General features: G+C 63.0%; 12 protein-coding genes. 8 read left to right on the top strand and 4 right to left on the bottom strand.

Annotated elements, in window-relative coordinates:
- Complete coding sequence (locus tag ACWNZ3_RS14965; RefSeq protein WP_496900433.1) at positions 1-2,877, bottom strand: monovalent cation/H+ antiporter subunit A; 2,877 nt, start codon at positions 2,875-2,877, stop codon at positions 1-3.
- A 327-nt stretch (positions 2,878-3,204) separates the two neighbouring features.
- Here ACWNZ3_RS14965 and ACWNZ3_RS14970 point away from each other — a divergent pair, with 327 nt between their 5' ends.
- The 8 genes from ACWNZ3_RS14970 (at position 3,205) to ACWNZ3_RS15005 (ending at position 10,838) form a co-directional block, all read left to right on the top strand.
- Positions 3,205-4,917 carry a class I adenylate-forming enzyme family protein gene (locus ACWNZ3_RS14970; RefSeq protein WP_496900434.1) on the top strand — a complete coding sequence of 571 codons (1,713 nt, stop codon included), beginning with the start codon at positions 3,205-3,207 and terminating at the stop codon, positions 4,915-4,917.
- A complete protein-coding gene (locus tag ACWNZ3_RS14975) occupies positions 4,914-6,206 on the top strand; it encodes a 3-hydroxyacyl-CoA dehydrogenase (RefSeq protein WP_274573969.1) in 1,293 nt (430 codons plus the stop codon). The genes ACWNZ3_RS14970 and ACWNZ3_RS14975 overlap by 4 nt, the downstream gene beginning before the upstream one ends.
- Complete coding sequence (locus tag ACWNZ3_RS14980) at positions 6,203-6,982, top strand: enoyl-CoA hydratase-related protein (protein WP_496900435.1); 780 nt, start codon at positions 6,203-6,205, stop codon at positions 6,980-6,982. Before ACWNZ3_RS14975 ends, ACWNZ3_RS14980 begins: the two co-directional genes overlap by 4 nt.
- 83 nt (positions 6,983-7,065) lie before the next feature.
- The gene (locus ACWNZ3_RS14985; RefSeq protein ID WP_269361471.1) at positions 7,066-8,379 is read left to right on the top strand and encodes an acyl-CoA dehydrogenase family protein; all 1,314 of its coding nucleotides are present in this window, start codon (positions 7,066-7,068) and stop codon (positions 8,377-8,379) included.
- Entirely contained in the window at positions 8,376-9,146 is a 771-nt protein-coding gene (locus ACWNZ3_RS14990) for an SDR family NAD(P)-dependent oxidoreductase (protein ID WP_269361473.1), read from the top strand. The genes ACWNZ3_RS14985 and ACWNZ3_RS14990 overlap by 4 nt, the downstream gene beginning before the upstream one ends.
- A 4-nt stretch (positions 9,147-9,150) precedes the next feature.
- Positions 9,151-9,924, top strand: a complete 774-nt coding sequence (locus ACWNZ3_RS14995; RefSeq protein ID WP_496900436.1) for an SDR family oxidoreductase — start codon at positions 9,151-9,153, stop codon at positions 9,922-9,924.
- A 4-nt stretch (positions 9,925-9,928) separates the two neighbouring features.
- Positions 9,929-10,297: a VOC family protein gene (locus ACWNZ3_RS15000; protein WP_496900437.1), complete on the top strand. Its 369-nt coding sequence runs from the start codon at positions 9,929-9,931 to the stop codon at positions 10,295-10,297.
- A 4-nt stretch (positions 10,298-10,301) separates the two neighbouring features.
- Positions 10,302-10,838 (top strand): gamma carbonic anhydrase family protein, encoded by a 537-nt coding sequence (locus ACWNZ3_RS15005; protein ID WP_269361477.1) that lies wholly within the window; start codon positions 10,302-10,304, stop codon positions 10,836-10,838.
- A 15-nt stretch (positions 10,839-10,853) separates the two neighbouring features.
- Here ACWNZ3_RS15005 and ACWNZ3_RS15010 read toward each other — a convergent pair whose 3' ends face one another.
- From ACWNZ3_RS15010 to ACWNZ3_RS15020, 3 genes are read right to left on the bottom strand one after another with little or no spacing between them, the layout of a single operon-like run.
- Positions 10,854-11,723: an acyl-CoA thioesterase gene (locus ACWNZ3_RS15010; protein ID WP_496900438.1), complete on the bottom strand. Its 870-nt coding sequence runs from the start codon at positions 11,721-11,723 to the stop codon at positions 10,854-10,856.
- A 12-nt stretch (positions 11,724-11,735) separates the two neighbouring features.
- Positions 11,736-13,691: an acetoacetate--CoA ligase gene (locus ACWNZ3_RS15015; protein ID WP_496900439.1), complete on the bottom strand. Its 1,956-nt coding sequence runs from the start codon at positions 13,689-13,691 to the stop codon at positions 11,736-11,738.
- Complete coding sequence (locus tag ACWNZ3_RS15020) at positions 13,688-14,893, bottom strand: serine hydrolase domain-containing protein (protein WP_496900440.1); 1,206 nt, start codon at positions 14,891-14,893, stop codon at positions 13,688-13,690. Before ACWNZ3_RS15020 ends, ACWNZ3_RS15015 begins: the two co-directional genes overlap by 4 nt.
- Positions 14,894-14,896 lie beyond the last annotated feature (3 nt).

The raw sequence follows: 14,896 nt of genomic DNA on the forward strand, positions 1-14,896 counted from the left end.
TTACAGCCCCCCTTCCAGCTTGGGGTTGGCAGGATCGGCCGGATCGCGCGAGGGATCGATGTCCATCGCATGTTCCGTATCCGGCACATGGGCGCGCCGCGCCAGCCGCGAGAAACTCTCAAGCGACAGCATCACCGCGCCGACCACGGCCAGGAACACGCCCAGGTCGAACAGCGCCGCGGTGGCCAGCTCGAATTCATGGAAGGGCGGAATGCGGACATAGGTATAGTCCGAGGTCAGGAAGGGCTTGCCCACGAACCACGACCCGATGCCGGTCAGCCCGGCCACCAGCACGCCGGCGCCGATGATCCCGTGATAGGGATAACGTTGCCGCGCGGCGGCCCAGCTGAAGCCGCTGGCCATATACTGCATCACCACGGCGATGGAGACGACCAGACCGGCAATGAACCCGCCGCCGGGTTCGTTGTGGCCCCGCAGGAAGATGTAGAAACCCACCATCAGCACCACCGGCATGATCACGCGGGTCAGCACCACCATCATCATCGGATGCATGTCCCCCGCGCGCGGCTGGTCCGGCTTGCGGTTCAGCAGCCGCGCCCGCACCGGGCCGTCCAGCAGCGTTTCGGTCAGGGCATAGATCAGCAGCGCCGCGATCCCCAGCACGATGATCTCGCCAAAGGTATCAAACCCCCGGAAATCCACCAGGATCACGTTCACCACATTGGTGCCGCCGCCGCCCTTGTAGGAATTGGCCAGATGGAATTCCGAGATCGACGGCGCTACGGTATCGCGCAGCAGGAAATGCCAGGACATCAGCGCCGCCGTGATCCCGCCGCCCAGCGCCACCGCCACATCGCGCATCCGGCGCAGCACGGTGCTTTCGATGGGGGTCCGGTTCGGCAGGAAGTTCAGCGCCAGCAGCAGCAGGATGATCGTCACCACCTCGACGGTAAGCTGGGTCATCGCCAGGTCCGGCGCGCTGAAGACGACAAAACCGACCGAAACCATCAGCCCGACGATGGCGATCAGGATCAGCGACAACAGGCGGTTGCGGTGCAGGAACACCAGCCCCAGTGTTGCCGCCACCAGCATCGCCCAGCCTGCAATCTCGATTGCTCCGGCGGTCTGCATGCTGCGCGTCGCGGGCCCTACTGACCCCGTCCGCCAGCCATGATAGCCCAGCGCCACCACCGTCACGGCCATGATCGCCGCATAGCGGGTGAAAGCGCCGTTATGCAGACCGTGGATCACCCAGCGCGCCAGCGCCACCGCCCCCGCGATCACGGCTTCAAAGATCACCTTGGCCTCTGGGCGCGGTGCCGCATCCCAGACCCGCAGCAGCGGACGGAATGACGCCAGCACCAGCAACCCGCCACCCACTGCCGCAATCGACATGTAAAGGGCGGGCGTCAGACCATGCCAGATCTTGATGTAATGCACATCCAGCGGGGCCACCCCGCCGATCACCGCGCGCGCCACAAGAAAGACGAAGTCCTGCACCAGGAAGGGCGCCACCCCGATCACGACCACCAGCACCACCAGCAATGCGGGCGGCGCCCACATGCCGAAGGGCGGATCATGCGGATGCGCCGGATAATCGTCACGCTTGGCCCCCAGAAAGGTATGCGAAATCAGGCGGAAGCAATATGCGGCGGAAAACAGCGAACCGATCACCGCAAGCGCGGGCACCAGCCAGCCGGTGTTGAACAGGACAGTATGCGAGGCTTCCTCAAGCATCATTTCCTTGCTGAGGAACCCGTTCAGATAGGGAATACCGGCCATCGACAGCGCGGCCAGCGTGGCCATCACAACGGTGATTGGCATCAGATGGCGCAAGCCCCCCAGCTTGCGGATGTCACGCGTATGGGTTTCGTGGTCGATGATCCCGGCAGACATGAACAAGGCGGCCTTGAACGTCGCGTGGTTGAGAATGTGAAACACCGCCGCCATCGCGCCAAAGGCGGTGCCGGTGCCCAGCAACATGGTGATCAGCCCAAGGTGGCTGACCGTGGAAAAGGCCAGCAGCGCCTTGAGATCATGTTTGAACAGCGCGATCACCGCGCCCAGCACCATTGTGATCAGGCCTGCAGAGGTCACGATCACGAACCATTCCGGCGTGCCCGACAGCACCGGCCACATCCGCGCCATCAGGAATATGCCTGCCTTCACCATCGTGGCGGAGTGCAGATAGGCGCTGACCGGCGTCGGTGCCGCCATGGCATGGGGCAGCCAGAAATGGAACGGGAATTGCGCCGATTTTGTGAAACAGCCCAGCAGGATCAGGATCAGCGCCGGCAGATAAAGCGGGCTGTCCTGAATGATCTCACGGTTCTGCAGGATCACGCTCAGGTCATAGCTGCCCACGATCTGGCCCAGGATCAGCATCCCCCCGATCATCGCCAGCCCGCCCATGCCGGTCACGGTCAGCGCCATCCGCGCGCCTTCGCGGCCCTCGGGCAGATGCTTCCAATAGCCGATCAGCAGGAAGGACGACAGCGATGTCAGCTCCCAGAAGACCAGCAAAAGCAGGATGTTGTCGGACATCACGATGCCCACCATCGCGCCCTGGAACAGCAGCAGATAGGTGAAAAACTCGCCCATATTGTCGTCACGCGACAGGTAGAACCGCCCGTAGGTGATGATCAGCAGCCCGATCCCCAGGATCAGCGCGGCAAAGAAGAAGCCCAGACCATCCAGCATCAGGTTGAAATTCATGCCCAGCATGGGCAGCCAGTCCACCCCGGCGGTGACGACATCGCCCGCCAGCACAGCGGGCAAATTGGTCAAAAGCCCCACAAGGGCGGCAAGGGTCACGGTGAATGTCACGCCAGCACAGGCAGAGCGCCCCGCCGAATTCATTATTCCGGGCAACAAAGCACCCAGAAAGGGCAGGGCAACGATAAGAAAGAGGGACACGCGAACTCCTGATCTGTCAGCCTGTGCAGTCCTCCATTGTTGAGGGAAATTTTCAGGTTTCTCAAGGCGAACCGGGAAATTTTATTGCAAATTCGTGACTTCTGTCGCTGCAATCGCCCGTCCTGGCCCCCGGTCCGGGAAATGTGACGCAAGGGAAGTTCGCATTTGCGAAACGAAGTTCCGACCTGCGGGATTGGCAGCGCCGCATTTACTGTCTAGCCTCCGGCAAGAGAGTCGCGCCACCCTGTGGAGGAGGTGGCGCTGCAGATGCTCCGGGGGAGGACCGACCATGCGATACCACAGACCAGCCGCGCAGCACGGGCGCGCATGAAGATGACCGCCATGACACCGGAAGAAGCCGTGCGCCATGTGCTCGCCACCGAACCCACCTTCGCCGTGGAAGAGGTGAACATACGCGGTGTTACCTACAAGGCGTTCAAGAACGTCCCCCCAACCGTCCCGGCCCTGATGGCCGCCAGCCGTGCCAAGCAGGGTGATGGCACGCTGGATTATCTCGCATACGAGGGTGAAAGCCTGACCTACGACCAGTTCTGCACCCATGCGCACCGCGTCGCCCATGCGCTGCGTGACGATCTGGGGGTGCGCCAGGGCGACCGCATCGCCATCGCCATGCGCAATTACCCTGAACTTCTGACCGCGATCATGGCAATCTCCTCGCTGGGCGCGACGGTGGTGTTCCTCAACGCCTGGTGGACCACGGAAGAGCTGGACTATGCCCTGCGTGACAGCGGCGCGCGGATCGTCTTTGCCGACCGTCCCAGGATCGAACGGCTGGCCCCGCTGAAAGACGCGCTGGACCTCAGGCTGATCGGCTGCCGCGACGGCACAGGACTGGGCGACCACGATTATACTGCGCTCTACGATGCCGCCACCGGCGACGCGGCCCCCGCGGTCACGATCGACACCGACGATGACTTTGCGGTGATGTATTCCTCCGGCACCACCGGGCACCCCAAGGGCGTTGTCCAGACCCATCGCGGCGCGGTGAACGCGGTGTTCAGCTGGCTGATGCAGTCGGTTCTGGCTCCCCTGGTCACCCCGCCGGAACCGGATGCACCCGAAGCGCCCCGCCCTTCGGTGCTGGTGGTCACCCCGCTGTTTCACGTCACCGCAACGCATCCGATCTTTCTGCTTTCGATGCCCGCCGGGGCCAAGGTCACGCTGATGTACCGCTGGGACCCGGAAGAAGCCGTGCGCCTGATCCGCGATGGCAATGTGACCCGCTTCCTGGGCGTACCGACCCAATCCGCCGAACTGATGGAGGCGGCCCGCAAGATGGGGGAAACCCTGCCCTCGCTCGATTACATCGGCGCAGGTGGCGCGAAACGCCCCGCCGCGCAGGTTGCCGCCATCGCCGAGACCTTTCCCAATGCGGGCGTCGCCACCGGCTGGGGCATGACTGAGACCCAGGCGCTTGGCATCGGCATGATCGGCGACGATTACAAGGCGCGCCCCGACTGCGCGGGCAAGCTGCACCCGCCGGTGCAGGAACTGCGCTTTCTCGATGATGCGGGCAACGATGTGCCGCCGGGGACATTGGGCGAGATCACGGTCAAGAGCCCGGCCAACATGCGCTGCTACCTCAACATGCCCGACGCCACCGCCCAGACAATGCAGGACGGCTGGCTGCGCACGGGCGACCTGGGAGTGATCGACGCGGACGGCTATGTCACCATCCTAGACCGCAAGAAGAACATCATCATTCGCGGCGGCGAGAACATCGCCTGTCTTGACGTGGAAGGCGCGCTGCATCGGCTGCCCCAGGTGGCCGAAGCCTGTGCCTTCTCCGTACCTGATGAGCGGCTGGGCGAAATCGTGGGTGCCATCGTGCAACTGCGCCCCGGCGCAACGCTTGATCGTGACAGCATGGCACGCGCGCTTGAGGGGCATCTGGCCAGCTTCAAGATCCCCGCCCTGCTGTGGTGCCAGGACGGCCCGCTGACCCGTGGCGCCACCGACAAGATTGACCGCCGCGCGCTGCGCGCGGCCTGTTTGCAACAAATGGAAGAGACTGCATGACCCATCCGACAGAAGAAGAGATCGGCCAATACATCGCGGCGGCCGGCAAGGCCGCATGGGAGGTTCCCGGCCTGCCCGACGGCATCGCGCACCGCCCGGTCAAGACCGTGGGCATCATCGGTGCCGGCACCATGGGCGGCGGCATCGCGATGAACTTTGCCACCGCAGGCTACCCGGTGAAGATCGTGGAAACCACGCAGGAAGCGCTGGACCGGGGCCTGAAGGTGGTGCGCGGCAACTACCAGCGCAGCGCCGACAAGGGGCGTTTCCCGCAGGACGAGGTCGAGGCCCGGATGGACCGCTTTGACGGTCGTTTGTCGATTGCCGATCTGGCTGACTGTGACCTGGTGATCGAAGCGGTGTTCGAGGACATGGAACTGAAGCGCAAGATCTTCACCGAACTGGACCGCGTGATGAAACCCGGCGCGATCCTGGCCACCAACACCTCGGCGCTGAACATCGACGAGATCGCGGGCATGACAAAACGGCCCGAAGACGTGATCGGGCTGCATTTCTTTTCGCCCGCCAATGTGATGAAACTGCTGGAGATCGTGCGCGCCCACCATACCGCCGACGATGTGGTTGCCACCTGCATGGCATTGGCCAGGGACATCAACAAGATCGCAACGCTGGTCGGCGTCTGCCCCGGCTTTGTGGGCAACCGCATCCTCTTTGCGCGCCAGAAACAGGCCAACAAACTGGTCTATCAGGGCGTCATGCCCTGGGACGTGGACGCGGCACTCAACCAGTTCGGGTTCAAGATGGGCCCCTTCCAGATGAGCGACCTTGCGGGCCTCGACATCGGCTGGTCCAAGGGAGCCAAGACCGAGAACCCGATCCGCGATGCGCTGTGCGAAATGGACCGGCGCGGGCAAAAGACCCAGGCGGGCTTTTACGATTACGACGAAAACCGCCGCCCGATCCCTTCGGATGTTACCGCCGGGATCATCCGCGACATCACCGGGGCCGAGCCGCGCAGCATGAGCGCGGAGGAGATCATCGAAATCTGCATCTACCCGATGATCAACGAGGCGGTGAAAATCCTTGAAGAGAACAAGGCCCAGCGCCCCAGCGACGTCGATGTGGTCTGGCTCAACGGCTACGGCTGGCCCGCCGACAAGGGTGGCCCGATGTTCTATGGCGACATGGTCGGTGCGCAGGCGGTGCTGGACCGGATGGAGAAACTGGGCGCGGAAGACCCCGACTTCGCCCCCGCCGACACCCTGCGCAAACTGGCGGAGACGGGCGGCAAATTCACGCAGATCGACACCGGAGGGCTGAAAACATGAGCTACGAATACATCCAGACCGAGACCAGGGGACACATCCTGATCGTCACCATGAACCGCCCCGATGTCTACAACGCGGTGAATGAGGACATGCACCACGAGATGAGCGATTGCTGGGATGCCTTCGCCGCCAATCAGGATCTCTGGGTCGCCGTGCTGACCGGCGCGGGGGACAAGGCGTTCTCTGCCGGCAACGACCTGAAGGCGACGCAGCAGGGCGGCATCAAGAAGGGCCTGCCCGAGACCGGTTTCGCCGGGCTGTCCTCGCGCTTTGATCTGGAGAAACCGCTGATCGCTGCCGTGAATGGCTTTGCCATGGGCGGCGGATTCGAAACCGCGCTGTCCTGCGACATCATCCTCGCCTCGGAAAACGCGAAGTTCGCGCTGCCCGAGGTCAAGGTCGGCTTTTTCGCCTCCGCCTCCGGCGTGCAGCGCCTGTCACGTTACATCGGGCGGCTGGCGGCGCAGGAGCTGATGCTGACGGGCCGCACCATCGGCGCGGAGGAGGCATTGCGCATGGGCTGCGTGAACGAAGTGCTGCCCGCCGCCGATCTGATGGACCGCGCCATGGCAAAGGCCGAAGAGCTGTGCAGCGTCTCGCCCTCTTCCGTGAAGGCGACAAAGCGCATCCTGAATTCCATGGCCATCGCCGACGGTCTGCCCGAAAGCCTGGCCTATTCCCGCGAAGTCCAGATGGACCTGGCCCGGACCGAGGATTTCAAGGAAGGCGTCAACGCCTTTGTCGAGAAACGCAAACCCAATTGGGTCAACAAATGACGGCCCCCGAGAGGGGCTGAGACATTGGGTTCTTCGGGAACCGGAAAAACACAACTGGAACAATGCCCAGGGAGGCACAAAAGATGAGCGATATGAACCCACCGGAGTTGAACAACCTTGAGATGTCAGAGGGCAACAAGCCTCTGCTGAACGCGGTGATCAAGCACATCCGCGAAAACGTGGACCCGATCAGCGAAGAATACCACCGGCTCGGCGACGCGCAAAAGGACCGCTGGTCCTATCACCCGCGCCAGCTGGAACTGCTGGAAGGGGCCAAGCAAAAAGCCCGTGACGCGGGCCTGTGGAACTTCTTTCTGCCCAACGCGGAAACCGGCGAGGGGCTGTCGAACCTCGACTACGCCTATATCGCGGCGGAACTGGGCAAGAACCCCCTCGCCTCGCAGACGCTGAACTGTTCGGCCCCCGATACGGGCAATATGGAAGTGCTGGAACGGGTCGGCACGAAAGAGCAGAAGGAAAAGTGGCTCAAGCCCCTGCTGGCCGGTGAAATCCGTTCGGCCTTCGCGATGACGGAACCGGACCGCGCGTCTTCCGACGCCAAGAACATCGCCATGTCCGCCGTGCTGGAAAACGGCGAATGGGTGATGAACGGCGAGAAATACTATATCTCCGGCGCAGGCGATCCGCGCTGCAAGATCATGATCGTGATGGTCAAGACCTCTCCGGATGCGGAACCCTTCCGTCAGCAGTCGCAAATCCTCGTGCCGATGGACACGCCTGGGGTCGAAATCCTCGGGCCGATGCATGTCTTTGGTCACGACGACGCGCCGCATGGGCATATGCACATCAAGTTCACCGATGTCCGCGTCCCCGAAAGCAACATACTCTGGGGTGAGGGCCGCGGTTTCGAGATCAGCCAGGTCCGCCTTGGACCCGGCCGCATCCACCACTGCATGCGCTCCATCGGACAGGCGGAAAAGGCGCTGGACCTGATGATCGAACGCGGCCTGTCGCGCGAAGCCTTCGGCAAGCGGATCATCGACCTGGGCAAGAATATGGAAACCATCAGCCGCGCCAAGATCGAGATTGAATCCATGCGCCTGCTGGTGCTCAAGGCCGCCAAGGCGATGGACGTGCTGGGCAACAAGGAGGCCCGCATCTGGGTGTCGATGATCAAGGCCAAGGTGCCGGAACAGGTCTGCGACATCATCGACCAGGCGATGCAGGTGCATGGTGCGACAGGTATTTCCCAATGGTCGCCGCTGTCGGGCATGTACGCCCAGCAGCGCACCCTGCGCTATGCCGACGGCCCCGACGAGGTGCATCACCACGTCATCGCGCGCCACGAGGTCAATACCTACAAGGAAAGCAACGCGCGCCAGGACGCCGCCAAGCAACACACCGAAAACCGGGGCAGCGCGGGGTTCATGGGATGAGCAAACTTTTCGACCTGACAGGAAAGGTCGCGCTGCTGACCGGTGCCTCAAAAGGCATGGGGCTGGCGATGGCGACAGCGCTGGCCGAACATGGTGCCACAGTTGTCATTTCCGCACGCAAGCAGGATCAGCTTGACGCGGCAGCCGAGGGCATAAATGCCCTTGGCAAGGGCAAGGCCTTTGGCATCGCCTGCAACGTCGGCTACAAGGACCAGCTGCAGGCGCTGGTCGATCAGACCCATGAAAAAGCGGGCAAGATCGACGTGGTGATCGGCAATGCGGGCGTGAACCCCTATTATGGCAAGACATCGGAGATCCCCGACGACGCCTATGACAAGACCATGAACGCCAACGTGAAATCCAATCTCTGGCTGGCGCAGATGGTGGCCCCCGACATGATCGAGAAAGGCTCGGGGTCTATGGCCTTTACCTCCTCCATCGGGGCCTTCAAGCCCTCGGTCATGCTGGGCACCTATGGCATGTCCAAGCTGGCGCTGATCGGGCTGTGCCGCAACCTGGCGGCTGAGTTCGGCCCGAAGGGCCTGCGCTTCAACGCGATCTGTCCGGGACTGGTGAAGACCGAGTTCGCGCGCGAGCTGTGGGATAATCCCGAGGTGGAAAAGCGCATCAAGGAGGAAATCCCCCTGCGCCGCCTGGGCGAGCCGGAGGATTTCGCGGGTCTCGCCGTCTTCCTCGCCTCGGATGCCAGCCGCTATATGACAGGTCAGGCGCTGACCGTCTGCGGCGGCTCCAACATGTGGACGTGACGCCATGGAACTGAAGGACAAGATCATCGTCGTGACCGGTGCCGCCAGCGGCATCGGACGCGCCATGTGCATCCGCTATGCCGAGGAAGGCGCGAAACACATCGCCTGCGTGGACCGCGACCTGAAAGGCGCGGAAGAAACCGCCGCAATGATGGGCGGCACCGCCCATATGGTGGATGTATCGGTCAGGGATCAGATCACCGCCATGATCGACAAGGTCGAGGCCGAGGTGGGCCCGATTGACCTGTTCTGCTCCAACGCGGGCATATCCGTGGCCGGTGGTGTCGAGGTCGAGGACGACGCATGGCAACGCATCTGGGAAATCAACGTGATGTCCCATGTCTGGGCCGCGCGCCATCTGGTGCCGAAGATGGCCGAACGCGGCGGCGGATATTTCCTGAACACCGCCTCCGCCGCCGGTCTGCTGAACCAGGTCGGCTCGGCCCCCTACGGCGTGACCAAACACGCGGCGGTCGGTCTGGCCGAATGGCTGGCGCTGACCTATGGCGACCAGGGCATCAAGGTCAGCGTGCTCTGCCCCCAGGCCGTGCGCACCGAGATGACACGCGGCCATGAGGAACATGTGGCCGCCATCGACGGCATGATGGAACCCGCCCCCGTGGCGGAAGCCTGTGTGCAAACGATCCGGGACGAGACATTCCTTGTCCTGCCACACCCCGAGGTGCTGGGTTACATGCGCAAGAAGACCGAAAACTATGACCGCTGGATCGGGGGCATGCGCAAGCTGAACCGCCGTTTCGGCGGGTTCGAGGAGTAAGCCAATGATCGGATATGCAACCATCGGCGTGGCGGACATGACCCGCGCCAAGACATTCTACGGCGCCTTGTTCGAGGGCAAGGCCAAGGTGGTGATGGATCAGGGGCGCATCGCCTTTCTGTCCTCGGGACGCGGCCAGCCGATGCTGGCCATGTGCGAACCCTACGATGGCAACGCGCCCAACCCCGGCAACGGCACGATGATCGCCTTCACCTGCACCGACAAGGCAGAGGTGGACGCGATGTACGCCCGCGCGCTGGCGCTGAACGCGCCCGACGAGGGCGCGCCGGGCCAGCGCATCCCCGACCGGTTCTATGGCGCCTATGTGCGCGACCCGGACGGCAACAAGCTGTGCTTCTTCGTGTTTGGGTAAGCACATGGCCCACATCGGCCCTCAGGTCACGCTGAATGACCCTGCTTTCGTCCACGACAGCGCATTGCTTTTCGGCAAGGTGACGCTGGGGCCCGGCAGCTCTGTCTGGCCCTATGTCGTCACCCGCGCCGAGATGCATGAGATCATCATCGGCGCGCGCACGAATATTCAGGACCATGTGATGATCCACGTGGGCTATGCCACGCCGACCATTGTCGGGGAGGATTGCTCAATCACCCACCGCGTGGTTCTGCACGGCTGCGAAATCGGCGACCGTGTCCTGATCGGGATCGGCGCGACGATCATGGATGGTGCAAAGATCGGCAGCAATTCCATTGTCGCAGGCCATTCCATCGTGACCGAAGGATCAGAGTTTCCGGAAAATTCGATCATCGCCGGCAGTCCGGCGAGGTTGGTCAAGACGCGTGACAACGGCCCGGCCAACCTGGCAAATGCGCGCTTCTACCACATGAATGCACTGAACTATGCGCAAGGGATCGACCGCCTGACGGAAGACAATCTGCGCCAACTTCAGCCCTGAGACAGGGCTGCGGCCCTACCCCCGCTTCTTCAGCGGTCGCATCAACCCTTCTTGCGTGACCGATGCAGCCAGCTGGCCGTTCTGGTTGTAGATCAGCCCCCGGTTGAACCCGCGTCCGCCGCCCGTCCAAGGGGCGTCCAGATCGTAGAGATGCCAGTCGGAAAAATCTATCGGCGCGTGGAACCACATCGCGTGGTCCAGGCTGGCGGTCATCACCTTGCCCTGGAACCAGGTCAGCCCGTGGGGCCGCAGGGAAGAGCCCAGCAGGTTCATGTCCGAGGCATAGGCCAGCAGGCAGTGCTGCATCTGCGGCCCCTGCCCCTTGGCGGCTTCCATGCGGAACCACAATTGGTTGCGGTCATCCGCAGGGCCGGGTGAGAACAGGTCACGCGGCTCGATCTCGCGGATCTCGATGGGGCGCTCACGCAGGAAATCTTCGCGGTATTTCTCCGGGATGCGCGCCACATTGGCCTCGCGCAGGGCGGGCCGGTCGGGCCAGTTCTCCGGCGGTTGCGCGTCGGGCATAGGGTGTTGGTATTCCCACCCCTCTTCCGCGATATGGAAGGAGGCCGACAGGTTGAAGATCTGCTTGCCATGCTGGATCGCAACCACCCGCCGGGTGGTGAAACTGCCGCCGTCGCGGGCGCGGTCAACCTGGTAGATCACCGGGATCGCCGGATCGCCCGGCCGGATGAAATAGGCATGAAGCGAATGGCACAGCCGGTCTTCTACCGTGCGGTAGGCCGCCATCAGCGCCTGGGCGATCACATGGCCGCCAAAGATACGCGTCGTTGTCTCCCCACCCGACCCGACGCCCCTGAACAGGTCCACTTCAAGCTGTTCGATGTCCAGCAGTTCGAGCAATTCTTCAGCGACGGCGGTCATGTGAGGGCTTTCTCAGGTCAGGGCCCGTGCCTCGGCATAGGCGATAAAGAAATCAAAGCTGTCCGGGTTGGCCATGGAATCGCGGTTCACGACCTTGGCAGCATCGCCCCCCAACAATAACTTTTTGACCGGAACCTCAAGCTTCTTGCCCGACAAGGTGCGCGGCACTTCCTTTATCTCTATGATTTCATTCGGGATAAAACGGGCCGACACACCACTGCGGATCGCGGCGTTGATCTGATCCTTCAGCGTATCATCCAGTGCAACGCCGGGTGCGGGCACCACGAAAAGCGGCATGAAGCTTTCGCGGCCCAGGAATTCAAGATCGACCACCAGCGAATCCATCACGCTGTCCAGCCCCTCGACCGCCTGGTAGATCTCGGCAGAGCCCAGCCGCAATCCCTTGCGGTTGATCGTGGCGTCGGACCGCCCATAGATCACACTGGCCCCTTCGGCATTGATCGAAATCCAGTCGCCATGGCGCCAGATGCCGGGGTAATCGGCAAAATAACTGTCGAACAGGCGGCTGCCGTCCTCGTCCCCCCAGAAATACAGCGGCATGGAGGGCAAGGGCTCCGTGCAGACCAGCTCGCCCACCTCGTCCACCAGCGCATTGCCATGGGCGTCATAGGCATGCACCGCATTGCCCAGGGCACGGCATTGCATTTCGCCCGCGCGCACTGCCATGCCGGGATGGCCCAGCACAAAGGCCCCGGCAAGGTCGGTCCCGCCCGAGATCGGCGCAAGCCATTGATCGGCCTTCACGTCCCGGTAGATCCAGTCATAGGCATCCGACGACAACGGCGACCCGGTGGAGCCGAGCGAACGCAGCGCGCTCAGATCGACATCGGTGCGCGGGGTCACGCCCGCCTTCATGCAGCCGCTGTAGAATGCGGCACCGGCACCGAAATAGGTGATCTTCTCCGCCGCCACAAAACGCCAGACAACGCCCATGTCAGGATGGTTCGGCGCACTGTCGAACATGGCAACGGTCGCCCCCTGCCCCAGTGCCATCCATTGCGAATTCCACATGATCCAGCCCGAAGAGGTCATCCAGCAGAACCTGTCCGCAGCTGTCAGGTCATGGTGCAGCGACTGCTTGGCCGCCTCAAGTATGATGCCGCCATGGCCATGCACGATGGGTTTGGGATTACCCGTGGTGCCCGACGAATAAACGATCCAGAGCGGATGTTCGAAATCCACCTGTTCCGACAGGTACGGCGTGTCATCCCCAGTCAGGCTGGCCCAGGCGACATGGCCCGGCGGCAGCGCGCCCACCACCGGTACGGTCACGCATTGGGTGACGCTGGGCAGGCCCGCCGCGATCTCGGCCAGAATGGCGCGCCGGTCGATGGTCTTGCCCGCGTGCACATAGCCGTCCTGCGCGATCAGCACCTTGGGTTCGATCTGTTTGAAGCGGTCAAGGATGGCGACATGCCCCATGTCCGGTGCGCAGAGCGACCAGATTGCCCCGATGCTGGCCGTTGCCAGGAAGGCCACCAGCGCCGTGTCGGTATTGGGCAGGATGGCGACAACCCGGTCACCCGTACCCACCCCCATGCCGCGCAGCCGCGCGGCAACGCTTGCCACCTGGGCCCGCAATTCGCCCCAGGTCATCTCGCTCCGGCCAAAGGTCTCCGATTGCACGATCAGCGCAAGCTGGTCTTCGCGCCCTTCCACGTGTTTCATGATCTGGTCGACATAGTTCAGCCGCCCGCCGGTGCCCCATTCGGCCCCCGGCATCTGACGTTTGACCAGCAGCTTTTCCGGCCGAACACTGGCCCGCACGTCAAAGAAGTCCCAGATCGCCGACCAGAAGCCTTCCAGGTCCTCGATGCTCCACCGCCACATGGCGTTGTAATCGTCGAAACTCAGGCCACGGTGATCGGACAGCCAGCGCTCAAACGCGGCCATGGTGGAGGCCTCCCGGCGTTCAGCCGAAGGTGCGTAGAGCACCGGTGCCGTCATGTCAGCGCCCCATGCACCAGCGCCTTGAGTTGTGCGCGTGCGGGATAGGCGCTGCTGGGGATCAGCTGGGTGAAAAAGATCACCGAGAGGTCAAAGACCGGGTCGATCCAGAAAAAGGTCGAGGCCATGCCGCCCCAGCTGAAATCGCCCACCGACCCCGGCGCACGGGCGCGGCCCGGATTCAGCAACACGGCCCCACCGATGCCGAACCCCATGCCTTCCATCGGCTGTTCGGCAAAGCTTTGCGGCCCCATGGAGGCGATTTCCCCCGGCAGATGGTTGCGCATCATGAAGTCGAGCGTCTTCGGCCCGATGATCCCGGCCCCGCCGGTGCGCAGCATTTCGGTGAACTTCAGATAATCGTCGATGGTCCCGACAAGGCCACCACCGCCCGACAGCAATGTGGCCTCCAGAAACGGGGATTTGTCCGCGCCGTCGATCAGGCGCAGGGTATCGCCGCCCTTTTCGATCTTGCCCACGGTAAAGCCCCCCTCCGCCATCGGGGTGTAGCAGGCGGCAAAGCGGTCGCGGGCGGCGGCAGGCACGGAAAACCGGGTTTCATCCATGCCGAGCGGGTCAAAGATTCGCTCGACAAAAACCTCTTCCAGGGTCTGGCCGGTGACCACTTCGATCACCCTGCCGATCACGTCAATGCCCACCGAATATTCCCAGCGGCTGCCGGGCTGAAAGGCCAGGGGCAGTTCCGCCAGCATGTCACACATCGGGGCAAGCTCCGACTGATTGGGGCGGAATTCCACCTTGTGCTCACCCATCAGCCCGCCCAGCACCCCCGGATTGAATGCATAGCTCAGCCCGGAGGTATGGGTCAGCAACTGGTGCAATGTCGGCGGCGCGCAGGGTTCGACCTGATTGGCAGCGGTGGCACCCGGCACGAAGCAGGTCATGTCAGAGAAAGCGGGAATGAAGTCCGACACCGGTGCGTCGAGGTGAAACAGGCCTTCTTCGACCAGCGTCATCAGGGCAAGGCTGGTGACCGGTTTGGTCATGGAATAGATGCGCGCCACGGTATCGCGTTCCCAGGGGCGCCGGGATTCGACATCGCGGTGGCCGGCCTGATGATAACATACCTCCTGCCCGCCCTGCACGATCAGGGCAGAGCATCCGGCAAGGCGGCGTTGATCCACATAGGACTGCATCCAGCCCGCGATCCGGTCCAGCCGCCCGGCATCAAATCCGCCCATCTC

It is taken from the genome of Sulfitobacter sp. IGS-18 (assembly GCF_059628195.1).